Raw genomic sequence first — 22,253 nt, forward strand, 5'->3', positions numbered from 1 at the left:
AACATCTATAGAAATGTTACCTGTTAGCGGTGCGCTGCTCCAACCGCCTCCGAAATATGTGCGAATCCGTCGCGCTGCATTAGCTCGCGAATCCCATTATGAAGACGCCGTGTAACCTGTGGGCCTTCGTAAATAAACGATGTATAAATTTCCACCAGACTGGAGCCTGCCTTGATTTTATCATATGCATCCTCGCTCGAAAAAATGCCCCCGCATCCAATGATCGGCAGCTTTCCTTCCGTTTGGCGATACACACAAGAGATAATCTCTGTTGAACGTTCCGTAAGTGGGCGTCCGCTCAGTCCACCCGTCTCCCCTGCATGATTATGGGTGAGTCCATCACGGGACAGCGTCGTGTTCGTCGCGATAATGCCTGCTGCACCGCTTTGCCGAATCGTCTCCACCATATATTCCAGCTCAGCGTCACTCACATCAGGTGCAATTTTGACCAGTACCGATTTGGATGTACCGTGATTTTGAGCCTGCGCATTCATCTCCTGCATAACCTCAGCGAGCAATTCCTTCAATTCATTACCATGTTGCAAGTTACGCAAATCCGGCGTATTCGGTGAGCTAATATTCACGACGAAGAAATCCGCATACGTATATAACTCACTAATACATGCTTTGTAGTCTGCCGCTGCTTGCTCATTGGGCGTCGCTTTGTTTTTACCAATATTAACCGCGATCGGAATCGGATGATCGACCAGATGACGCAGACGATCCGCCATTGCCCAAGCACCTTCGTTATTAAAGCCCATCCGATTAATAAGCGCTTGATCAGATGGTAAACGAAACAGACGCGGTTGCTCATTACCCGGTTGCGGCTTTGGTGTAACGGTACCGACTTCCATAAAACCGAATCCAGATGCAGATAAGCCAGTGACAGCCTGTGCATTTTTGTCCAGACCGGCAGCAAGTCCTACTGGACCGGGAAACGTAATGCCGAATAGCTCGGTCGTCATATCCGGCGTGCTTGTGATGCCATACATGGACTGCATTGCCGCGAGGGTGCCGGGAATGCGAACCCCCGCGCCTAACCCTCCAATGACCAGATGATGCGCCTTTTCCGGGTCCATCCGAAAGAGTACAGGCTTAAAAATATTACGGTATAACAAATTCCATTCACTCCGTTCCTGGCATAGGCCTAAAGCCATAATGCATAACGTTTTGCAAGGCTCCTTGAAGCTCCATGCAAGATTATTCTCTAGTATAGTTTATCCTGTTCTGCCCCAAAAGAAAAGCGATCTTCTTGTTTTAAGAAGACCGCTCGCGTGCATAGGATAGCTATTCGTTACAGATCAAGTAAGCATCCGTTCTGCTTGTACGATTTTAGTTTAGCCAGTGATACATCCGACTTGGATCGGTTTGATCCTGCTGGGGCTTTTTATTGGAAGCATAACGCTTCTGAGGCACCTGGATGTCATCCGGCAACACATCGCTGGCAATTGTCACTTTGGTGCCAAGCGGAGCCATATCGAATAGTTCCTCCACATCGTTCTTACTCATACGCACACAGCCCAGCGATTCATCCGCGCCGATGCTGTCCGGATCATTCGTACCGTGAATCGCATAATTCGTATCGGAGAGCTGCATGCCACGACTGCCAAATTCACCATCTGACTTGCCATTCGGATTCATCACTTTAATTGACAGATGAAATACACCTTCCGGCGTTTTCGTTCCCCCTAAGCCAACCGGATAATTCCGCAGCAGCTTCGTGCCGCTGACCAGACCTAATCGATGCTTTTTTTTATCAACGACAATTTCAAGTGGCTCGCTAAAATACGGTCGATTGCCCAATGTGCTGGCAAATAGTTTTTGCATCGTACCGCTAAACCCATTTTCCGGCATCGCACTAGCCGGATCTAGCGGATACGACCGTAACGTCTGAAACGATTGATCCATCGGTTCGGTTGTACCGGAGAGCCAGTTGGTTGGGAATGATTGATCTAGCTCCCCCAATCCCTGTGGCAATTGTCCGCGCGCAGCCTTAAAATTCGCCAGCGCTGTCTGCATCACAGCCAGCTGCTCCTGCTGCTGCATCCATGTGGCTACATCGGTAGAGCTTACCCCTGTATCGCCCGGCTTACAGCGACAGGCAACTGCATTATACGATTGTACCTGTACCTCTGCTGGTGTATCGTTCGCCTGCATCGTGTACGCAACCGGCAACCTATGCTTCCACAGTTCCCATTTTCCGGATTTCTCCATCCCCAGAATCGCTGCACGATCTGGCTCTGTGCCATTAAGCTGCTGGGATATAAATAGCGCCAGCCCACTTCCTGCTGCTGCACTTCCGCCTGATGCGGCTGTAAAACTAAGCGGAGCATGATAAGCAGGGACAATTTCAGGCTGTTGCTTCGTTACGGTTCCGCTATTCACCCCATTCGTCGTTGCTGCTGGAGCATTCTCCATTGCCATTTGATCGTCCGCCGCCGGTAAACCGATCGAACGCATCATTATCAAAAATAACAACACGATGCCAAACCAGATCATCCGCCGCTTATGCAGCTTACGCTCGCGCGCATGCCCCATCTCCATCACTTTCGCTTCATAATCTTTCAACACTTCTGCTGGAATCTGACTTTGTTCAAAAGCCTCATACACATCGCCTGCACGATTGTAACAATAGTTGGCTTTGCCCATTTGTCCATCGGATTCGTATTCCTTGCCAAGCAAATACCAGCCCATGCGATTATCGGGATGCATTTTCACATAACGTTTTAAATAAAGTAGGTTTTTCATAGTATGTCCGGACTCCCGCTCCGGATCTCCTTTCCCGGGCTTCACAGCCATTTTATATGTATTCAGCTTGGGCTGTAATGCCAGGTCTTTTTGCCATGACACACGAATTTACGGCAAAAAAAGCGTATATCTCTTTTTATCGGTCAAAAGCAGTCATTTCTCGATAGAGCCGATGTAGGGCTGTCGAATCAAATTATTTGCTCATGCTGACGTTTTATTTTCAGAAATATGAAATCCAATCTATGCGTAAGGAACCATATGTCTTACGCTTATCCTCCATATAAGTGAAAAATTGTAATAAAAAAAGCACCGTACTGGCTATACAGCCAAAACGGTGCTCTTTCTCGCTGATCGCGTTGCCTATGCCTATGAACACGCCTCGGAATTATTCCGCGTGCGGCTCATCAGCAATGATGATGGAATCGGTTGGGCAACCGTCGCAAGCGTCCAGCATGTCTTCATGCATATCTTCTGGAATCGCTGTTACACCACGGTTACTGTCGCCGTTAAAGATTACTTCTGCCAGGCCTTCATCATCATAATCGTAGATGTCAGGTGCAGTAGCGCCGCATGCACCGCAAGCGATGCATGTATCTTTATCAACCCAAGTATATTTGCTCATGTGTATATCCTCCTATCATTACTTTCCAGTTGTCTATTTATAGGACACCAGTCTGTACAGATATTCAAAATATAATACAAAGACTCAACAATTTCAAATAAAATCCGCTTGACGCGTGCATCGTATCCGCTCACACTGTCACACAATGATCATGGAATGAGAACATGGATATGTCCTTTTTACCCTTTCGTATCCGCGGTTAAACGCCGTGGAAGTAGCAATAAAGTCAGTATGACGTCAAGTGAATCGGTCGAAACCCTTTGCTTGAAAACAGGTGAACATGCTTGCTTCACCTATCCTTCACATCATTCCGTTTCATCATAATCGAAGCGTCGGCCGTCTTTCTGCAATGATGTTCCTCTCAGTTTGTGGTTGCGAATCATTACCGATGGATCATTGCCAAGCATGCCAGCGGTCAACACGGCACTCTCCCCGAATTTGTCACGTAGCTGGTCAATGGTTTCATTCAGCTGCACCTTTTGCGGCTGGCGTTCATAGTCAAACAGATCAAGCTGAATGGCAGCTTCACTGCGCGGCAGCAGATTTTGCAGCGTCACACCAAGCAGTCGAACAGGTCCTTTACCATGCCAGTGTTTAAAATACAGCTCCCATGCCTCATGATACACCTCTTCTGCCGTCTCCGTCGGTACGGTCAATGCGCGCGAGCGAGTAATCGTCTTCATATCCGGCGTCCGAATGGTAATCTGTACGGTATGTGCCATCAGTTTCTGCCGACGCATACGCCGACAGACCTGATCGCTCAGATTAAGCATCACGCGCCGAATGTCCTCCCGATCCTGAATATCAGCAGGCAATGTCGTCGTATGTCCAATCGACTTATTCGGCTCGTTATCCGGCTCAACAAGCGAATGATCGATTCCATTCGCCGCCTGCTTGAGCCAGCTTCCCATCACGCCAAAACGCGCCTTTAAGCGCGCCTCATCGGCTGCTGCGAGCTGACCGAGCGTACGTATGCCCATCTCGCGCAGCTTGGCTGCTGTTTTATGTCCGATGCCAAACAGCTCCGCACACGGCTGCTCCCAGAGCAGCTTCGGCACATCACGAATGCGCAGGATCGAGATCCCATTCGGTTTTTTCATATCTGAAGCCATTTTGGCAAGTAACTTATTCGGCGCTACCCCTACTGAACAGGGCAAACGCAGCTCATCGCGAATGCGATTTTGCAAATCGGTAGCGATCTCAAGTGGCGTCCCAAAGTAACTGGAGCCTGTAATATCGAGATAACATTCATCGATCGATGTCGCCTGTAGTAGTGGCGTATAGCTGTAAGCGATATTCATAAAAGCTGCCGAATATTTTCGATACAAATGAAAATCCGGAGCGATCAACGTGAGACGTGGACATTTTTGCAATGCCTGCCCGACAAGCATCCCCGTCTTCACGCCCATCCGCCGTGCATCATAGGAAGCGGTAACGACAATGCCTTTACGCAACTCTACGCTACCAGCGACCGCAGTTGGCTTGCCTGCATACTTGTCCGGTTGCTCGGCTGCATGGACCGAACAGTAAAAAGCGTTCATATCAACATGCAAAATAACCCGTCCACGGGTTGGATAATGACTGCTGGTGTCTTCTCTCATCTGCATCTTCCCCCTGTCATCTCCGACTTGTCGTAGACCATTGTTTTAACAATTTATAATGGTTCTGATCATTTATAATGGTTTTGATATTTCTAAAGGATCGTACCGTTCTTCTGTTATTTATGAACGATCTATAGTTTCCATTTTCCGAATATATGTTTTCCAGCATATCAAATCAAATAGAAATGAAGCATGATGATCGATGTTACCGTCGCCAAATTCATTGTTTATGGAAATCTGTATCCGAAAAAATTGAACCCGATATGTAGCGAATATGTGTTCTGTTTTATTATAAAAAAAGAATAGTCATCTGACAATGACTATTCAGCGTGATGCTCGTTTGGATGCAGCTCTAATTGATAACTTTGACAGGCAATCTCAAACACATCATCATACGTGAACAGAATAAAATGACGCAGTTCCTTTAGCTCTCGCTTTCCCTTCTGCTTCGCTCGCTCTAGCAATGGCGACTGACGATATTCTAGCCAATCCGACTTGATATCTGTTTTCCCTGTCGGCAGATGATCCCCGTGCAAATCCAGCTCTGTCGCCTTGAAATAATATACTCCTTCAAAGCAAAGCGTGTACTTTACAAAATCATCTGATTCACTTTCACTTGCTAGCCCCCCATTAAACTCACCTGTTAACGTCACCTGACGATGATTCAGCTCATAGTCCAGCTTGTCCACATAGATCGCATCACGTCCATATAGATGACCGAGTGGCGTATTAACCGCTTCGATTTCACTTTTTTGCTGTTGCAATGGCAATCCCCTCTTTCACAATCCATGTTCTTTAGTGTATATTCTTTTGTTCATACCCATGAAGCACTTAAATAGTGTATAGGATAAATACTATCCCATTTTACCACGGAATAGATCGGGTATCGTCAAAGAAACTACCCGTAGGGCCATCTGCATCCAATGTCGCCAGTTGAACAGCAATCACAGCACCCTCTTCAGGCGTACGGGTTCCATTAAAATCGTTAAAATCCGTCGCTACATGCCCTGGTGCCGCCGCATTCACTTTTATGCCTTCATTTGCTAATTCTCTCGCATAATGAACTGTTATAGCATTAAGTGCAGTTTTGGAAGAGGAATAGGAAACCGAAGGCTGACCTACAAATGCCCCCTCATCTCCAAGCGACCCTCGCAAGCTTTAGATATTAACTATGCGTGCAGATGATGACTTTTTTAGTAACGGTAACATCTGATTTATTACGGAAACGACACCAAATACATTCGTTTCATAAATGGTTCTAAATTCTATCACATCTGCTTCTCCAGGTTTTTTTCTTGAAGCAGCTATGCCTGCATTATTAATCAAAATATCTAAATGTCCATACTGACTCTCAATCACTTGATAAGCCTTTTCAATAGCATGTTGATCAGTCACATCAATCTGCATAAAGTAAACCTCACCTTCATCCTGTAGATCAGCTACAGCCATCATTCCTCGTTCAGCATTTCGACTACCTAAAAATACAATAATACCTCGATTGGCGAGTTGTTTCACTATCGCTTTCCCAATACCTTTGTTAGCTCCTGTAACAAGCGCGATTTTTTTAGACTCCATTTGGTTTATGCTCCTGTTCGTTTTTAAGTTTGATTTTGTTCAGCTTGATGTCGATCACGTTCTGTAATTCCATCATTTGCTGCGCAAGCTTTTCTTTATGCTCATGAAGTCTTTGATATCGTTCTTCAGATATTTCGAGCTGTAGGTAGCTTTTAATGTCCTCCAACGACATCCCCGTTCTTTTTAGACAGGCAATAAGATTAAGCGTGTCGATATCTTCCTGACTATATACTCTATAGCCCAGTTCATTTCGAGCAGTCGTAGGAATTAATCCTATCTTTTCATAAAAAAGTATCGTATCCTTGCTCAATCCACTTAGCATAGCTGTCTGCTTTAGAGCATACCTTCCATTCAATTGCAGCCCTCCTTTATGTTCTCGATATATTTGATACTACACCCCGGAGTTAACTCCGGGTCAACAGTAAAAAAAGTATATTTCGAAATTTATATTTCCATCTTATTGTTGTAATATATAACAGAAAGCCAGCATGATTAGCTGGCCCCCCTTCTCTCTATAGCAAATATGCATCTGTTCTATTTACAGCTCTATAATACGCTAATCTCAAATGATATATCCCAGTGTAGCCTACAATTCTTCACGAACCGATCCTGGGACCAGCTCACTCATAACTTCATCTATCGCCGCGAACCATCGTACAGCCAGAGCTGAACCTGTATAGGATATAATATACAAATAGCGCTCGCCGCCTATGATTCCTGCCAGTTCTCCTCCTGAAGCTTCATCAATGTAGGTATTCATCACATCCGGCCATTTCTCATCATCCTGCAAAATGGCAAGCTTGCCCTGATCGTACTTGATCCGGTAATCTGGATCATGATTCAAAACTATCGCAAGCCGAGAATACAGCTTATCCATAATAACTTGCTCTTGCTTCCGGTCAGGCGCTATAGCTCCATTCTTTATACGTACACCATATTCCATTCCCATATAAAACCCTCCAGCCATCACACTATTTATGTAGCATCTTTCTGCTAAATCTCCATCTTATAAACAGATAGATATTTTGACACATTGAGATTTCAGTCCGCTTCTTACACTTTAATAGGGTAGATTAGATCACTCGCTCTATTCGATTTAAATCTGCACCAGATCATAATAAATCAACCGCTGACGATTAGGCAGCTCTACATCCTGATGGAAATGTCCAAACCACCATTGACGATAATTCAATTGATCCTGAATGGTTTGAAAATAATCATGCATTACATCTGGCTCAACATTCGTATTATAATGCTGCGTAATCCAAGCTAAACTTTCTCGCGAACATGTATGAGTAATAACGACATCCACATCCCAATTATACTTTTCCAATTGCTGTAATCCATACTCATATTCTTCTGCGGAAGGCAGCTCACGCGCCCACCAACTTTTGCCCTCTTTGCGATATTCCCGATCATGCGAAGCCGCACCACCAAATGTAAACAAGCGTTTTCCTTCTATTGTATACACTTGCCCTCTCATCAGATGTAGCACACTATCATTGATTCGATGCACGTGCCCGCCATTCCACTGCTCTATCGGAAATTGCTCCAGCAAATCAAAATTCTCATGATTGCCATCGATAAATACGGTTGTAAAAGGCTTCACTTCATCTAGCCATTTTAACCAGAACTGATCTTCTTTCTGCCAATCCCAGATCAATCCGAAATCGCCTACAATGATGACGGTGTCCTGCTTCGTTAATTGTTTTTGCTGGGGAAAAGAGCGCGTATTCAGTCGACGACTGAGCCAGGGCATACCATGCGTATCTCCAGTCACATAGATCATTACTATTCCTCCTTATAATAAAATATACTGATGCTGTTGGAGCAGTGCAAACGCAACAATAGGATCAAGAGGGGATAATGTACTTCTAACATTCGCATTCATATCTGTGCTTAAGTATTAAATACATAAAACAAATCTGAGAAAGAAAGCTATCGACTGTATCCGCATTTGATATCTGCCTACACCTAAAACAAACTATCAAGGTAAACGAAGCTTGTCTTGTAGCATAAAGCCCAAATACAGCTTAGCATAATCCAAATACAGATAAGAATAACCAAGAAGCATTAAAGAAGCCGGATGATTATAATTAAAAGTTACCAAAATAAAGAGAAGACAGATGCTACACAAATGTAGGTGCACCTGCCCGCTGTATAATTTATATTCTTTACATTCTTTTAGACGACAATGTCAGGGTCTAATCTTAACGAAGCCCATCCGCTGCATCGTACTCACCAAATGATCCGCTTCACTGCATCTGATTCTCACTCAACCTTTTATAAGCTCAGCCTGAATCTTGCCACAGAAGAAGCTTCCCGACAATCCCTGCGCCGCTTCAATGTCGACCACCAGATCGGTCACTTCATAGCGAAAATCCATTTCGGCAATCACATTGAGACGTGCATCAGGTGGAGAAAACTCCACATCAAATGCTTCCAAAAAGGTCAGTTTCACTTCCTGCTGTTCATTCGGTGCAGGCAATTGTATCGTTAGTTCTACTCGCTCTTTGCCGATATCATAATTCGTAATGATCGCTTGCTCAAAGTCGGGAAAATAACCTAATTTTTCAATAATTGCAGCGCTACCTTCGATCGAAACCGTTGGCGAGAAGGCAAGCTGAATAACCGTCTGCTCCCCCCACTCCAATTGTTCTTCATTAATATGCAGCGTAATCTGCTCTTCATCCAGCGCACGCACACTACCCACCACATAATCGCCCGCCTGTACCATCACAATATCGTGCAGATCAAACGGCAACGGCTGCTCCAGTGTATAATCGATTGTATAGTTTTTGCCCTGCTGCTCGACTCGTTTAATTCCTATCTGCATGATGACATTCCTCCAAGAGTTTACATTTATCTTTTTCCATTGTACCAGAAGCGTGGGATGCAGCCTATGCTACCATCCATCCCCATGTTCCAGCTAAACGACCTTTTTGTGCATGATGCACAAACAAAACGATGATTTTCACCCGATATTCCAGCAAAATTACCGTATACCTCACATAGCCGATAGTGCTATAATAACCAATTATACTCAGGTTTCATGTGTCATCTATAACGACAAATGAGTGCTTATGAATCTTGGTCCAATCAAAGGGGGATTCCACATCATGTCCAAATCCATCTCGATTTTCGATACGACGCTGAGAGACGGTACACAGGGGGAAGGTATCAGTCTATCGGCAGACGACAAATTGAAAATTGCGCGCAAGCTCGATGAGCTTGGTGTGCATTATATCGAAGGCGGTATTCCAGGTAGCAACGGTAAAGATATCGAATTTTTCAAGCGCGTGCAACAGCTGAATTTAAATGCTAAAATTACCGCTTTCGGCAGTACACGCCGCAAAGGTAGCACCGCACAGGAAGATGCCAATCTGAAACGGATTATCGAATCAGGTGCACAGGCAGCCACGCTGGTGGGCAAATCGTGGGATTTCCATGTGCATACCGCATTGCAGACGACGCTGGAGGAAAATCTGGCGATGATTGCTGACTCCATCGCTTATTTGAAGCAGCAGCAAATGGAATTGATTTTTGATGCAGAGCACTTTTTTGACGGCTATAAAAATAATCCAGAATATGCCGTTTCGGTTCTGCGTGCAGCGAAGGATGCCGGAGCCGATTGGCTGACGCTTTGTGATACGAATGGCGGCACATTACCGCATGAAGTATATGAGATCGTATCCAAACTAATGATCGAGCTGGATGGTGCCTCGATTGGTATCCATACCCATAATGATTGTGAACTGGCTGTTGCCAATACACTGAGCGCGGTTCAAGCTGGAGCACGTCAGGTGCAGGGAACGATGAACGGCTATGGTGAGCGCTGTGGTAATGCTAATCTGTGCTCGATCATTCCCAATTTACAACTCAAACTCGACTACACCTGTATTGCAGAGGAACAGCTGGCACAGCTGACCAACACGGCTCGCTATGTAAGCGAAATTGCCAATGTGCATATGCCGATCAATCAACCGTATGTTGGTAATGCGGCTTTCGCCCATAAAGGGGGGATTCACGTCTCGGCCATTTTACGTGATTCTCGTACTTACGAGCATATTGAACCTGAGCGCGTCGGCAACAAACAGCGCATTCTTGTTTCCGAACTTGCCGGTCAAAGTAATATTTTATCCAAAGCAAAAGAAATGAATCTGGAGCTAAACCCGGAAAACGAAGAAACAAAACAAATCATCGGCAAAATCAAAGATTTGGAGCATCAAGGCTACCAATTCGAAGGCGCAGATGCATCGCTCGAATTGTTGCTACGTGAAGCCAATGGAGAACGAAGCGAGCTATTCGTCTTTGAATCGTTCAAAATGCTCGTCGAGAAAAATGCAGGCGCAGCCGTTGTATCCGAAGCGTTCGTTAAGCTACGTATCGGCGGTCAGAGCATCTACACCGCTGCCGAAGGAAATGGTCCCGTTAACGCACTTGATAATGCCTTACGCAAAGCGCTGGTTGAACATTATCCAAGCCTGCGCGAAATGCATCTGTCTGACTATAAAGTTCGTGTACTCGACGAAACCGAGGCAACGGCATCTAAAGTACGTGTATTGATCGAATCACAAAGCTTGCAAGACAGATGGAGCACAGTCGGTGTATCTGCTAACGTTATCGAAGCGAGCTGGGAAGCACTCGTAGACAGTATTCGCTACGCGCTACTCGGTCAGCAATTGCCTGCACATCATGGCGCGACTGCTTCTGGCACGCAGGGTATCGTGAATCATTAATTACAATTTAGAATTATAATATATTCGTATTACACTAAAATAAAATCCCAGCGTAAAACTACGCTGGGATTTTATTTACTTAATTGTTTTAAAAGTGCATAGCAATAACTAATATATTGCCTGTATTCATTTTATTTTTTTTAGAACTATAACATATTCTCTATTCATTGAAGATACGGATTTATTTTTGACACGTGATACTCTTTTAGGTATTCTTTTAGAGATAATTTCCCTTTCCATTTCTTCTTCCAAATGAAAATTTTTATTTTTTAAATATTTTAAAGTTATATCTGTTAAATTAATTTTTATACCATCCACAGTTCTATTGCCTAAAGTCATAACAATATACGAATTGGTCACCCTAGAGATTTCATTTAAAAATATAAAATAATCATTAAAAAAACGTTTTACTTTGACTTGCTTTTTTAAAGATATATTTTCTATATAGGGAGAAACTAAATTATCATTTTCTTGATATTCTTTTAGATCAGATGCTGTCCCACCAAGGCTTTTTGAATCAATTATAGAATAATTAGTCATTTCCCAACCTTCTAATTCAAGATCCTTTGAGTCTATCCAATGTAATGCTAGCATAGAAAATTGACCATAAGGAACTGTAGTACTGTTATCCCCATAGGGAGGAGAAGTAATACAAATATCAAATTCGTCTCTTTGAAAGTTCTTAATTAAAGCTAATGTATCTCCCTTAATTAAATTAAAAGACTGAGCCTTTTTTCTAAATAATTTTTCGTTTTTCTCAATTAATATTATAAAATCATTTATTATATTATTATTCATTTTGACTATATTTTCTTCTTGTTTTATATGAAGTTTATAGGTAGAACTTCTAGAATTACTATATTTTCTAACTATATTGCTAAACATACACCAGAAAAATAATCTATCTTTATTTGTTTTAATTCTCATAATACAGAATCTAATTCGAGACAAGCTAGATATTACATCTTCTCTAAACCACTTCTCAACATTTGGAAAATGATGCTTTGGTATTTCCATAGTATTTATCAACATTTTTTTCAGTTGACTTATACTTTTTGAGATAACCTTAGAAACTCCTTGTAACTTGACTTTTGTAATCAAATTAGCTAATGGGTTGATGTCTAATCCAATAAGTTTAGTATCACTAGATATTTCCATAGCTTCATACAAAGAAGTACCTGAACCATGAAACGGATCAAAAACACTCATATTTTCTTTATTTATTATATCCTTTAAAATCACTTTTTGTACTGGTGCAACCATAACAGCAGGATATAAAACTGTTCCATGAATATCGTCTTTTCGTTTATATTCTTTAAAAGCTATATTTCTCATCTATATACTTCCCCTTGAATTATAAAGTATGGAGGTCAACTTCGATTGGCGCGGCTATTTTAGAGTTATTTATGATTTCATTGGCAATTACAATAAAAAGTGATAACTTTTTTCCAATATCAACTAAATCATTTTCCGAAATGGAATTAGTCGATTTATGAGCTCCTAAATGGCACTTTTTAATTGTTATTTCGTAATCTTGAATTATTATAACGTTCTTAAAATCTTGAAAACTAGGCAGCCCTAATCCTGTGTAAATTAATGTTATAAGGCTATTATCTTCACTTATTTTCTTTATGAGAAAATTAATTTTACTTAAAAGAATATCCTTTGTTTTATTAAGATTTTTGTAAGAAACTTTAGTTGACATTTCTAATTCATAAATCGTCAATTCAAATAACGCACGGAGGGAGCAAGCAATCACTTCATTATAAGAAGCAGAAGTATTATATAACTTATTTATTTGCTTAATTAACTCTTGAATAGGAGTTCTTTGAAAATTAATTCTGTAATCATCTCTAGCTTCGTTCGTAATTAATACTCGTTTCTTTTTTCCGCTTTCCAAAGGATTTACTTTTTTCAGAACATTTACAATTAAATCTTTGGAGATTTGACCCTTATTTAAATCTTTATACATATAGGAAATACGATATATCTCGTTATCGTCTAATTTTAATTCTGCGCTTTGCGTAGTGACTCCATTTATTTGATATGAAAGATCACCATAGTTTACTAAATTACCTTCACTATCTACAACTGTTTTTATATAATTGTTTAAGTTAATAAATCCGTTAGAGCTATCTAAGTTAATTTCAGAGTGTGTTAATATTAAAATAGGATCTTTTATATGGTTGCCTCCTGATGTACCTGTACCTCCTGATGCATCTGTACCTCCTGATGTATCTGTACCTCCTGATGTACCTGTACCTCCTGATGCATCTGTACCTCCTGATGCATCTGTACCTCCTGATGCATCTGTACCTCCTGATGCATCTGTACCTCCTGATGCATCTGTACCTCCTGATGCATCTGTACCTCCTGATGCATCTGTACCTCCTGATGCATCTGTACCTCCTGATGCATCTGTACCTCCTGATGTATCTGTACCTCCTGATGTATCTGTACCTCCTGATGTATCTGTACCTCCTGATGTATCTGTACCTCCTGATGTATCTGTACCTCCTGATGTATCTGTACCTCCTGATGTATCTGTACCTCCTGATGTATCTGTACCTCTTGGTAGTTTATTCTTGCTATTTTTTTTTACTTTTTTCTTAAGATCAGAGCCCATTTTTTGTATAAATAAATTTAAATCTTCAAGTTCTTTTTTTATAGCATTTGTTAAATCATTTTCTTGAAACTGGGTTCTATCAGAATTGAATTGTATATATTTATGATCGCTTATAATTTCTACATATCCTATCATTTGTGATAAACTTTCCCCAGATCTCTTAGATCGAGTTATTTCAGGATCAAATAAGGAATAATTATTAAAAAAATTCTTATTTATAAATACAAGAGGAGTTATCTTTCCCCTATTAATAGTACTTATGAACAGTTGATTTGGACTACTTCCTTTCCCCCCAGTAAAATCATATATTATTAAATCCAACTTAATTTGAACGTTCGATAAAGTTGTAGAATTCTTGAATTCAACACTTTCATTTATTACTTTCTTCTCATACTTAGGATGATTTAGATACTCAATATTTACTTTATTACCATTGCTCGAATCATACTTAATATGAAATAATTTTTTATCTGAATAATAATCTAGAAGCGATATATTGTCCATTGTTTGATATTCTCTTCCATCTATATCTAAGTAAATTTTAAAATTTCTATCTATAAAAGAATTCAAAATTTTATCGCGATTCACTTCTTCCATAAGATATTCGCTAAGTTGATTTGCAATATTGTTAGCTCTCAAATTGATCTCTATTAAAGTTCCTTTTTTTATGCTTTGGATTTCTCTTTCGAGTATATTGACTTTATATTTTGATACATCATCTAATTTTAGTATTGCAGAATAATCAATTGTAAAGCTTCTTTCTTTGTTTGAAATTGTTATCCATGTTACAATATTCCCAAATTTAAAAACTGACAAAAAGCCTAATCCCTTTGAGCCTTGTATATACCGCCCTTCTTCAAGTTTGCCGTATTCCTTTTTACTTTTAGATATTTGCAATAAAGAGAATATATCGTTCTCATTCATACCTTTTCCATAATCACGTATGTATAGTTTGTTATTCTCAGTATCTAGTTTAATTTCAATTGATTCTGAACCAGCGTCATAAGCATTTTTTATTAATTCATTAAGAGCAACAATATTTGATGGTATTTTTTCTGAAAGCTCACCTATTGCATTGCCCGCAACTACCAAATTATGTGTTATCATACATTTTTCCCCTTTTATATAAATTTAAAATTTGAATACAAATGATTCTACAGAACTAGGTATTTGTATCCACTTAAATATACCATATAAAGGAATAAATAAAAAGAATTAGATTAATGATATTTATTTAGAGACCACCGTATATATTTCATAGTAAAAAGACTGATACGTAAAATATCTATCAGTCTTTTTACTATAAAATATAGTTTTAAAATTAGGATGTAAATTTTAATTCATTGATATAAATTTTATATTGATAATTTTAATATATATTGAGATTAAGAAATATTATTAAAGTCAGAAAGGAATTAGTTATGAAAAATTTACAATTCCCCATCAAAAATACTACGATCACTATTTGTTCTTATGCTTGGGAACAATTAATAGCTCATATGCAATCTTCTGAACATGAAGAGGTATGTGGAATTTTAACAGGAAAAAAAACCGACACTACGAGTATTAAAATAAAAAACTATCACAAAATACGTAATGTAGCTACTGATTCAGCTAGTACATTTATTTTAGATCCTAAAGAATGGATTCAATATTTTTACAATGAGACAGAAATGATAGGTTTATTTCATTCTCATCCTAATACTATTCCTGTTCCTTCAATTGAAGATTTACAGCAACTTCCTAAATTTGCTTCATTACTGTCAGTATATTTAATCGGCTCAAAAATATATCGCCCTTCTTCCTATCAAAGATCTTTATTGGAAACAGTACCTGTCGTTCCATCAGAATTAGAATTTGGTTTGTATGATGAAACAGTAATCAACGAAATTTATTTTCAGTTTCCAAACAGTCTTTCCTTCCCTAAACTATTAAATCCGATTATACCTTGGGTAAATGGATCTTCAGTATGTTCATATACAATTGAAAGAGCGAACAGCTACATACTGAAACCAGCACCACTTATAGTGTGTTCTTGAATTTTTATACACTTAATTAAAAATTACTCAAATGCGCATACAGCTCTTCCAGCGTATCCACTTGCTTGTGACGCATGAGACGAAGATATTCCTGCCATAGTCCAGCTGTCATTTTTGCATCTTCCAGCGCATGATGTCTGACCGTCACAGGAATGTTAGCCTCCTCCAGCACCTCATCTAATCCGTAACTACCAAGTGAAGGCTTCAGCCATCTGGCGATCATCATCGTATCTAATATGCGATGAGTTAATTGAATTTTGGACGTTTTCCATAAGGCCGCATTGAGAAACGCCTTATCATGCCCTGTACCATGTGCAATGAGTACCGACCGTCCGGCAAAGGCCATAAAGTCATGCAGTCCATCAATTAAAGACGGTGCACTATCAATCATTTCCTGGGTAATACCGGTCAGCTCCGAGATATTATCCGGTACGGTCACCTTTGAATTTACAAGTGTATAAAACTCTTCTTTCACCTCACTGCCCACAAGCTTCACCGCGCCAAAAGACAAAATTTCATCTCCATGCTGAGGGTGAAAACCCGTCGTCTCCAAATCGAAAACGACGGTTTCCAGCCTGCTCAGTGGATAATGAAGCACTTCTGGACGACGCTGCTCACGTGATAGTGAACGTATAAAAGCCATCTGCTGTGCAGATGGTGCACCAAATACCGAAGCAATCGCAGAGGGAACCCCTCCACTACGTAAGCTCCGCCAAAATCCGCTCCCAGCTTTTGTAGGTTCTTTCATAAGCGTCTCCTTTCCAGAAAGCGTAGTTGTCGTTGCAGCTCGCGATGCGCTTTTTTGACAATACCGAGACTTTCTCTCAGTTCATGGAAAAACGGCTTTTGCCGCCAATCCTTTTGCAGCATAAAGCCTGTACTCATATACAATCCGTCTTCTTCCTTCACCGGCGTCGAATTACGCATCCGTAGTGCTGTTAAAAATGCTTCCTGCATCATTTCCAGCAACGCAAGCGATGCCGCCTCTAATTGAATCAATCGATCCAAACGCTTTAATGTAGACGACTCATAAATACCGTTTTGCACAGCCAGAAAACGCGATGCATTCACGAGCGGAATATATATTCCATATTTTACATCAAAATCGCCAGCATGTTCACCAAAACGCTCCGGCACAATCTGTCCAAGCACATTAAGCGTCGCTTTATGACGAACCGTATTACGCAAAATCGCCGCCGCCATTGCAGGCGTCTCTTTCAACCCATCATAAAAATGCCTTTGCCACTGATCTGCAAGCGCTGGATCGCCTGCCATATGGCGCATATCGGAAGCAATGATCCAGTTGCGCACCGGCTCCCAGCTTAATTCCTCGCGCCAGCTGTCCAGTTGCCGTTGCCATGATGCCAGCGTCTTGCGCCACATCGGTTCTGAGCACATCACTTTGCCCTGACACTTCTCATACCCGACCTGCTCCAAAATGTCCGCCAGACGGCTGCCAAACGCTTCAAAATAACGATCTTTCTGCTCGTGCTGTTCATCACTTATGATCAAGCCATTATCCTGATCACTCCAAAGTGTCTGCTCACATCTTCCTGCGCTGCCAAAAACAATAAAAGAATATGCAACAGGAGGCGGACCGTAGCCCGCCTCAACTAATTGTTGCTCACATATTGTTACTGCCTGCCGCATAATCCTGTCATGCATATCGTTGACTGTCGCTACCCATTCCCGAATATCGCTATCGTTCAGGGAAGCATACAGCTGCTTTTGGATCAGGATACGTTTGGTTTTCAGTGATTCCGGACAAACGGCATCGGTCAGCTCCAGCAAGGGAAGATGGAGAGAAGTGTTCTTCATCGGCTTCATCCCCTAGCACTTGTAATGTTAATCGATATGCTATGTGTAGATTAGCTATTCGCTTTGCTGCGATCCACTTCACCCAGTGCTCTCATTTGCTCAGGATAGCCGTAGGAACCGTGCTCACTAATGTCCAGACCCATCATTTCCTCTTCTTCGGTTACACGAATGCCACCCAGTGCTTTCATAATACCGAGAATAATGAAGGAAAGTACCAGTACGAAAATGAATGTACCGATCATACCAAGCAACTGTACGCCCAGCTGGTGGAAGCCACCGCCATAGAACAGACCTGCCCCACCTACATTTACCTGCTTAGCAAGCTCTGGTGTAGCGAACAAACCTGTAGAGATTGCCCCCCACATCCCTGCGATACCGTGTACGGAGAACGCATAGATCGGATCATCAACACCTGCTTTTTCAAACCATTGTGCAGTGAAGAAAGTAACGACACCAGCGACCAGACCGATCACAACAGCTGCCCATACATCAACGAACGCACAGGAACCTGTAATCGCTACGAGCGCAGCCAGTACGCCGTTCAGCATGCTAGGAATATCGCCCTTGCCCAGTACAACCCACGAGATCAACAGTGCTGCGATACCGCCCGCTGCTGCCGCCAGGTTCGTAGTCAATGCTACATAAGTGAAGAAGCCGCCACTTGGAGTCAGTGCACTACCCGGGTTGAAGCCCATCCAGCCGAACCAGAGAATGAATACACCGATAACGGAGAACACCTGGTTGTGACCTGGAATAATGTTAGGCTTGCCATCTTTGTTATATTTACCAAGACGTGGTTTCAGCATCAGCGTTGCTGCGAGACCTGCTGTTGCACCTGTTAAATGGACAACGGTAGAACCAGCGTAGTCCTGCATACCGATTGCTGCCAACCAGCCGCCGCCCCATACCCAGTGAGCGATGATTGGATAGATGATAATCATGAACAAAACACCGAAGATAATATAAACGCTAAGCTTTGCACGCTCAGCGAATCCGCCAAAAGCGATCGACAGCGATACCGCTGCAAATGCCAGGTGGAACAGGAACATCATCGAGATTGGAATATCCAGACCGGAAAGTGCGCCAAACAGCGGCTTCATTTCCTCGCCACTCAGGAAAAAGCCCTGATAGCCAAAAAATCCATTACCATCTCCAAAGCCAAGTCCAAAACCGAAAGCCCAGAAGGCTACCAGTGCGATGCCAAGAGTCAAAATTGTTTTACCGGCAACGTGCCCGGCATTTTTCATCCGCACAGAACCTGCTTCCAAAAAGGCAAAGCCTGCTTGCATGAACAGTACAAGTGCGAATGCGAGGAAAACAAAAAATGTATCCAGATTCGTTTGCACCGTTGTCGCAGTAACCTCATCCGCAGCAAAAGCGCTAAACGGAAAAGCTAGAAGTGCGGATGCCGCTAACCCCATAACGGCCCATTTTTTTCTCATTTGACCCACTCCCCATGTTATATTACTTCACATATCGTGAAATCCTTAATGTCATTATAATCAGATTAAAACGCGAATGACAAGCATTTATTTTCAAAATCGTGAAAATAGTTTCTTGACACTTCAAAAAGCGTAATTTTTATACGTTTCAGCATGACTTCATATGAATTTCAGGTATCTTTAAGCCTGAGCATGTATGCTATATACAAATACTTCAATATATTGTTATATCAATACTTCTATATTTACTTTTTATAGAAAGAAACAACGTTTCTCCCCTTATATTATAGGGTATATTCGCTTAAGCATTACGTTTGACTGTATGGTTTAAGTTCCTGTAGTATAGGCAATAGGATTCAGCAGTGTTGAATCCTCGTTTAATTATGAACAAAAACGGGGGTGAATACTTTGGGGATATGAAATTATACCGAATTGGAGAGCTTTCCAGAATCGCAGGGATCAGCGAACGCACGGTAGATTACTACACGAAGCTAGGTCTGATTGAACCTGAGAGTCGCTCTCTTAAAAACTATCGTCTATATAGTTTTGAAACGTTGGCTCGTCTGGAACGTATTACAAAGTTAAAGCAGGACAAGTACACGCTTGAGGAAATCAAAGACAAATTGAGTGCATGGGATCGGGTTACCGATGAAGAGCAGGTCACCCAGCGCTTGAGCGAAATCGAGCTTCATATGGAACAATTGCAGCGTGAGGTTCGTGAGTTGGAGCCGTTACTGCAACAGATGAAGCCGAATCAAGCTAGACGTGCATTTATGAATCTCGTTCCTCAGAGTGCTGCTTGCATCGAAGCGCTGAAGTTCCTGCTCGGCCAGGGCCCCGGCATGATGTAGTCTGCTTTATATTTATATGGAGGAATGAACAATGAACGCTATTTTTCTTATACTCATTATAGCTGCGTTTGGTTTAACGATCTGGGCACAGTTCCGGGTCAAAGGAACATTTAACAAATATGCGGAAGTACCGAATATGCGTGGCATGAGCGGTTATGATGCTGCTCGTCATATGCTTGACTCTAACGGGCTGCATGATGTACCGATCGAACCGATTGCCGGCGCACTGACAGACCATTATGATCCGGTAAATCGAGTGGTTCGTTTGTCAGAGCCTGTATATTATGGAACAAGCATCTCTGCCGTTTCGGTAGCGTGTCACGAGATTGGTCACGCGATTCAGCATAAGGTTCATTATCCAATGCTGGCAATTCGTCACCGTATCTTCCCAGTGGTGAATTTTGCATCTGGTATCGCACCACTACTATTGTTAGCAGGTTTCCTGTTCCAATCGTTTAACCTGATCGGTATTGGTGTTCTGTTCTTCTCGGTTGCTGTGGCATTCCAGCTGATCACATTGCCAGTTGAGTTTAACGCAAGTAACCGTGCTCGTGACGTAATGGTCGCTGAAGGCTATGTCACTCATGAAGAAGAACGTAGTGTAGGTAAAGTGTTGAATGCCGCTGCACTGACTTATGTTGCTGCCGCATTGCTGTCTGTACTGGAACTAGCGCGTTATCTGTTCTTGCTCTTCGGTAACCGCGATTAATGTATTGTATCGTACAAGTGTTAACTAACGATCAATCATATTGATGTGAAAGCTGCTGTTCGATTCCATGTGTGGAAAAGAACAGCAGCTTTTTTGTGTATATACTTGTCGTGGTGTTATTAGCTTCCGTGCCTACCCTTTGCGCGGATCGATGTACTTTTTTATGTACACTTGTTGTGGTGTTATTATGTTTTAATCTTGTGCCTGTGTTCTAACGATCTTATCGTCCTTCACCTGTGGTGTTATAGTCTTATCTACTCTCATCCTGTTAGGCTTACGTTCCCCAGTCTTTTACTGCTGCGAGTATGTACTTTTCTTATGCAGATTCATAATGAGAGTAGGATCACTACATAACAACAAAGGCAAGCCATCTGGAATACAGACGACTCACCTCATCATTTATACTTTATAGTTTTATACGCCATGCTTCTATTTTGTTCGTTTGATTCATCTTATTCATTCCATGCCCAATGAAATGTTTTCGACTTATAGCGGCGGATGGTTACGTTCCTGTTCTTCCTTCATTTGCTGCTCTTTCCGTTGTTGTTCCTTCATCAGCTGCTCATGGTAGCGCTCGTAGATACGCTGCCAGCGGCGTTCTAAGCCCGTTAGACGCAATAGTAAGCCATAGATGAAGAAACCGGAAATCAGACCGCCTAGATGCGCCCAGATGCCGATTCCGGGCATAATAAACGTATACACGAGGCCAAGTCCCAAAATCGTATAGATCGTCTGGCGGGAAATACGATCTAACATACCGCGCTGAAATAGGGCGATATATAAAAAGGCGCCGTAAATTCCATAAATCGCTCCGGAAGCGCCTGCTGCCAGATGTCCCTCGCTCGATTGTCGATACAGCTCAAGACTAATAATATTTCCGATTAGGCCGCTAGCGAAGTACAATAAGCCATAGCGCAGCGTACCGAGCAATCGTTCCAATGGCGGAGCAAATACAATAATAGCAAATGTATTAAACAGCAAATGATCAAATCCAATATGGACAAACATTGCCGTAAATGTTCTCCACCACTGATCATAGCCGATCAGATTCGTAAGTGCTCCATACTCGACTAGTGTCTCGTTATTTTGTGAACCACCATTAAATGTCATCAATAAGAACACGACTACATTGGCGATAACGATAAGCGAAGTCAGCGGATAAAAACGTAAAAAGCTTTTCCAATTCTCATAGCGGACAAATAACATAGAATCTCCTTTGATTATGACATGATGTTAAGATCATTCGAAGATAACGCTGCTTCAGATCAACAATACAGGAAGCCCAGTATCCCGATTGTGCATACAGACTTTGCTTTATTGCTTCTCCTTTATTATAATGAATTCCGACTGAATATGCGAAAGCAGCAATAGTACGGACAGCACTTCGGCAAATCTGTACTTTGTACACCTACATACTATGTACCCCGTTGGCTGTCCTTTTATTTAGTTATTTATTTCATTTTGAACATCCATAAGGAGGAAT

At 41.8% G+C, this 22,253-nt stretch carries 19 protein-coding genes and 1 pseudogene; 4 read left to right on the top strand and 16 right to left on the bottom strand.

Going from position 1 to position 22,253, the window contains the following annotated elements; all coding sequences use genetic code 11:
- Positions 1–23 precede the first annotated feature (23 nt).
- The 10 genes and pseudogenes from AAHF22_RS01865 to AAHF22_RS01910 all read right to left on the bottom strand — a co-directional run bounded on the left by AAHF22_RS01865 (position 24) and on the right by AAHF22_RS01910 (position 9,382).
- Complete coding sequence (locus AAHF22_RS01865; protein ID WP_347323265.1) at positions 24–1,118, bottom strand: quinone-dependent dihydroorotate dehydrogenase; 1,095 nt, start codon at positions 1,116–1,118, stop codon at positions 24–26.
- 214 nt (positions 1,119–1,332) lie between these two features.
- Positions 1,333–2,748, bottom strand: coding sequence for a L,D-transpeptidase (locus AAHF22_RS01870; RefSeq protein WP_347323266.1), 1,416 nt, complete (start codon positions 2,746–2,748; stop codon positions 1,333–1,335).
- A 385-nt stretch (positions 2,749–3,133) separates the two neighbouring features.
- Positions 3,134–3,370, bottom strand: a complete 237-nt coding sequence (locus AAHF22_RS01875; protein ID WP_347323267.1) for a ferredoxin — start codon at positions 3,368–3,370, stop codon at positions 3,134–3,136.
- A gap of 305 nt (positions 3,371–3,675) precedes the next feature.
- Positions 3,676–4,971: a DNA polymerase IV gene (locus tag AAHF22_RS01880; protein ID WP_347323268.1), complete on the bottom strand. Its 1,296-nt coding sequence runs from the start codon at positions 4,969–4,971 to the stop codon at positions 3,676–3,678.
- A 320-nt stretch (positions 4,972–5,291) separates the two neighbouring features.
- Positions 5,292–5,735, bottom strand: a complete 444-nt coding sequence (locus AAHF22_RS01885) for a hypothetical protein (RefSeq protein ID WP_347323269.1) — start codon at positions 5,733–5,735, stop codon at positions 5,292–5,294.
- 100 nt (positions 5,736–5,835) lie between these two features.
- Positions 5,836–6,546, bottom strand: a pseudogene (locus tag AAHF22_RS01890) (SDR family oxidoreductase).
- A complete protein-coding gene (locus AAHF22_RS01895) occupies positions 6,536–6,901 on the bottom strand; it encodes a MerR family transcriptional regulator (protein WP_347323270.1) in 366 nt (121 codons plus the stop codon). The pseudogene AAHF22_RS01890 and the gene AAHF22_RS01895 overlap by 11 nt, the downstream one beginning before the upstream one ends.
- Positions 6,902–7,132: 231 nt before the next feature.
- A complete protein-coding gene (locus AAHF22_RS01900) occupies positions 7,133–7,495 on the bottom strand; it encodes a hypothetical protein (RefSeq protein ID WP_347323271.1) in 363 nt (120 codons plus the stop codon).
- A 147-nt stretch (positions 7,496–7,642) separates the two neighbouring features.
- The gene (locus AAHF22_RS01905; protein ID WP_347323272.1) at positions 7,643–8,335 is read right to left on the bottom strand and encodes a metallophosphoesterase family protein; all 693 of its coding nucleotides are present in this window, start codon (positions 8,333–8,335) and stop codon (positions 7,643–7,645) included.
- Positions 8,336–8,821: 486 nt separating this feature from the next.
- Entirely contained in the window at positions 8,822–9,382 is a 561-nt protein-coding gene (locus AAHF22_RS01910) for an Imm50 family immunity protein (protein WP_347323273.1), read from the bottom strand.
- Positions 9,383–9,665: 283 nt separating this feature from the next.
- Here AAHF22_RS01910 and cimA point away from each other — a divergent pair, with 283 nt between their 5' ends.
- Positions 9,666–11,285, top strand: a complete 1,620-nt coding sequence (cimA, locus tag AAHF22_RS01915) for a citramalate synthase (RefSeq protein ID WP_347323274.1) — start codon at positions 9,666–9,668, stop codon at positions 11,283–11,285.
- A 126-nt stretch (positions 11,286–11,411) separates the two neighbouring features.
- Here cimA and AAHF22_RS01920 read toward each other — a convergent pair whose 3' ends face one another.
- Positions 11,412–12,620 (bottom strand): modification methylase, encoded by a 1,209-nt coding sequence (locus AAHF22_RS01920; protein WP_347323275.1) that lies wholly within the window; start codon positions 12,618–12,620, stop codon positions 11,412–11,414.
- Between the two features lie 19 nt (positions 12,621–12,639).
- Positions 12,640–15,018 carry an ATP-binding protein gene (locus AAHF22_RS01925; protein ID WP_347323276.1) on the bottom strand — a complete coding sequence of 793 codons (2,379 nt, stop codon included), beginning with the start codon at positions 15,016–15,018 and terminating at the stop codon, positions 12,640–12,642.
- A 314-nt stretch (positions 15,019–15,332) separates the two neighbouring features.
- Between AAHF22_RS01925 and AAHF22_RS01930 the strand changes: the two genes are divergently transcribed.
- Positions 15,333–15,950 carry a M67 family metallopeptidase gene (locus tag AAHF22_RS01930; RefSeq protein WP_347323277.1) on the top strand — a complete coding sequence of 206 codons (618 nt, stop codon included), beginning with the start codon at positions 15,333–15,335 and terminating at the stop codon, positions 15,948–15,950.
- 16 nt (positions 15,951–15,966) lie between these two features.
- On the opposite strand, the gene AAHF22_RS01935 is transcribed toward AAHF22_RS01930, so the two are convergent.
- The 3 genes from AAHF22_RS01935 to AAHF22_RS01945 are packed head-to-tail and all read right to left on the bottom strand — an operon-like array spanning position 15,967 to position 19,210.
- Positions 15,967–16,698 (bottom strand): exonuclease domain-containing protein, encoded by a 732-nt coding sequence (locus AAHF22_RS01935; protein ID WP_347323278.1) that lies wholly within the window; start codon positions 16,696–16,698, stop codon positions 15,967–15,969.
- On the bottom strand, positions 16,695–17,768 hold the full coding sequence (locus AAHF22_RS01940; protein ID WP_347323279.1) for a DUF294 nucleotidyltransferase-like domain-containing protein: 1,074 nt from the start codon (positions 17,766–17,768) through the stop codon (positions 16,695–16,697). The genes AAHF22_RS01935 and AAHF22_RS01940 overlap by 4 nt, the downstream gene beginning before the upstream one ends.
- A gap of 50 nt (positions 17,769–17,818) precedes the next feature.
- Positions 17,819–19,210, bottom strand: coding sequence for an ammonium transporter (locus AAHF22_RS01945; RefSeq protein WP_347323280.1), 1,392 nt, complete (start codon positions 19,208–19,210; stop codon positions 17,819–17,821).
- 416 nt (positions 19,211–19,626) lie between these two features.
- On the opposite strand from AAHF22_RS01945, the gene AAHF22_RS01950 reads away from it, so the two are divergent.
- Both AAHF22_RS01950 and AAHF22_RS01955 read left to right on the top strand, forming a co-directional pair.
- Entirely contained in the window at positions 19,627–20,061 is a 435-nt protein-coding gene (locus AAHF22_RS01950; protein WP_347323544.1) for a MerR family transcriptional regulator, read from the top strand.
- Between the two features lie 31 nt (positions 20,062–20,092).
- A complete protein-coding gene (locus tag AAHF22_RS01955) occupies positions 20,093–20,770 on the top strand; it encodes a zinc metallopeptidase (protein ID WP_347323281.1) in 678 nt (225 codons plus the stop codon).
- A 486-nt stretch (positions 20,771–21,256) separates the two neighbouring features.
- On the opposite strand, the gene AAHF22_RS01960 is transcribed toward AAHF22_RS01955, so the two are convergent.
- A complete protein-coding gene (locus tag AAHF22_RS01960; protein ID WP_347323282.1) occupies positions 21,257–21,976 on the bottom strand; it encodes a rhomboid family intramembrane serine protease in 720 nt (239 codons plus the stop codon).
- Between the last annotated feature and the right edge of the window lie 277 nt (positions 21,977–22,253).

Source organism: Paenibacillus wenxiniae, assembly GCF_039822605.1.
In the GTDB taxonomy this organism is placed as follows: Bacteria; Bacillota; Bacilli; order Paenibacillales; family Paenibacillaceae; genus Saccharibacillus; species Saccharibacillus wenxiniae.

What these genes read in the sequence shown, in the direction of transcription:
- AAHF22_RS01870 (WP_347323266.1), bottom strand. Translation starts at nt 2,748, where the DNA reads ATGAAAAACCTACTTTATTTAAAACGTTATGTGAAAATGCATCCCGAT.
- AAHF22_RS01875 (WP_347323267.1), bottom strand. Translation starts at nt 3,370, where the DNA reads ATGAGCAAATATACTTGGGTTGATAAAGATACATGCATCGCTTGCGGT.
- AAHF22_RS01880 (WP_347323268.1), bottom strand. Translation starts at nt 4,971, where the DNA reads ATGAGAGAAGACACCAGCAGTCATTATCCAACCCGTGGACGGGTTATT.
- AAHF22_RS01900 (WP_347323271.1), bottom strand. Translation starts at nt 7,495, where the DNA reads ATGGGAATGGAATATGGTGTACGTATAAAGAATGGAGCTATAGCGCCT.
- AAHF22_RS01905 (WP_347323272.1), bottom strand. Translation starts at nt 8,335, where the DNA reads ATGATCTATGTGACTGGAGATACGCATGGTATGCCCTGGCTCAGTCGT.
- AAHF22_RS01910 (WP_347323273.1), bottom strand. Translation starts at nt 9,382, where the DNA reads ATGCAGATAGGAATTAAACGAGTCGAGCAGCAGGGCAAAAACTATACA.
- cimA (WP_347323274.1), top strand. Translation starts at nt 9,666, where the DNA reads ATGTCCAAATCCATCTCGATTTTCGATACGACGCTGAGAGACGGTACA.
- AAHF22_RS01920 (WP_347323275.1), bottom strand. Translation starts at nt 12,620, where the DNA reads ATGAGAAATATAGCTTTTAAAGAATATAAACGAAAAGACGATATTCAT.
- AAHF22_RS01925 (WP_347323276.1), bottom strand. Translation starts at nt 15,018, where the DNA reads ATGATAACACATAATTTGGTAGTTGCGGGCAATGCAATAGGTGAGCTT.
- AAHF22_RS01930 (WP_347323277.1), top strand. Translation starts at nt 15,333, where the DNA reads ATGAAAAATTTACAATTCCCCATCAAAAATACTACGATCACTATTTGT.
- AAHF22_RS01935 (WP_347323278.1), bottom strand. Translation starts at nt 16,698, where the DNA reads ATGAAAGAACCTACAAAAGCTGGGAGCGGATTTTGGCGGAGCTTACGT.
- AAHF22_RS01940 (WP_347323279.1), bottom strand. Translation starts at nt 17,768, where the DNA reads ATGAAGAACACTTCTCTCCATCTTCCCTTGCTGGAGCTGACCGATGCC.
- AAHF22_RS01945 (WP_347323280.1), bottom strand. Translation starts at nt 19,210, where the DNA reads ATGAGAAAAAAATGGGCCGTTATGGGGTTAGCGGCATCCGCACTTCTA.
- AAHF22_RS01950 (WP_347323544.1), top strand. Translation starts at nt 19,627, where the DNA reads ATGAAATTATACCGAATTGGAGAGCTTTCCAGAATCGCAGGGATCAGC.
- AAHF22_RS01955 (WP_347323281.1), top strand. Translation starts at nt 20,093, where the DNA reads ATGAACGCTATTTTTCTTATACTCATTATAGCTGCGTTTGGTTTAACG.
- AAHF22_RS01960 (WP_347323282.1), bottom strand. Translation starts at nt 21,976, where the DNA reads ATGTTATTTGTCCGCTATGAGAATTGGAAAAGCTTTTTACGTTTTTAT.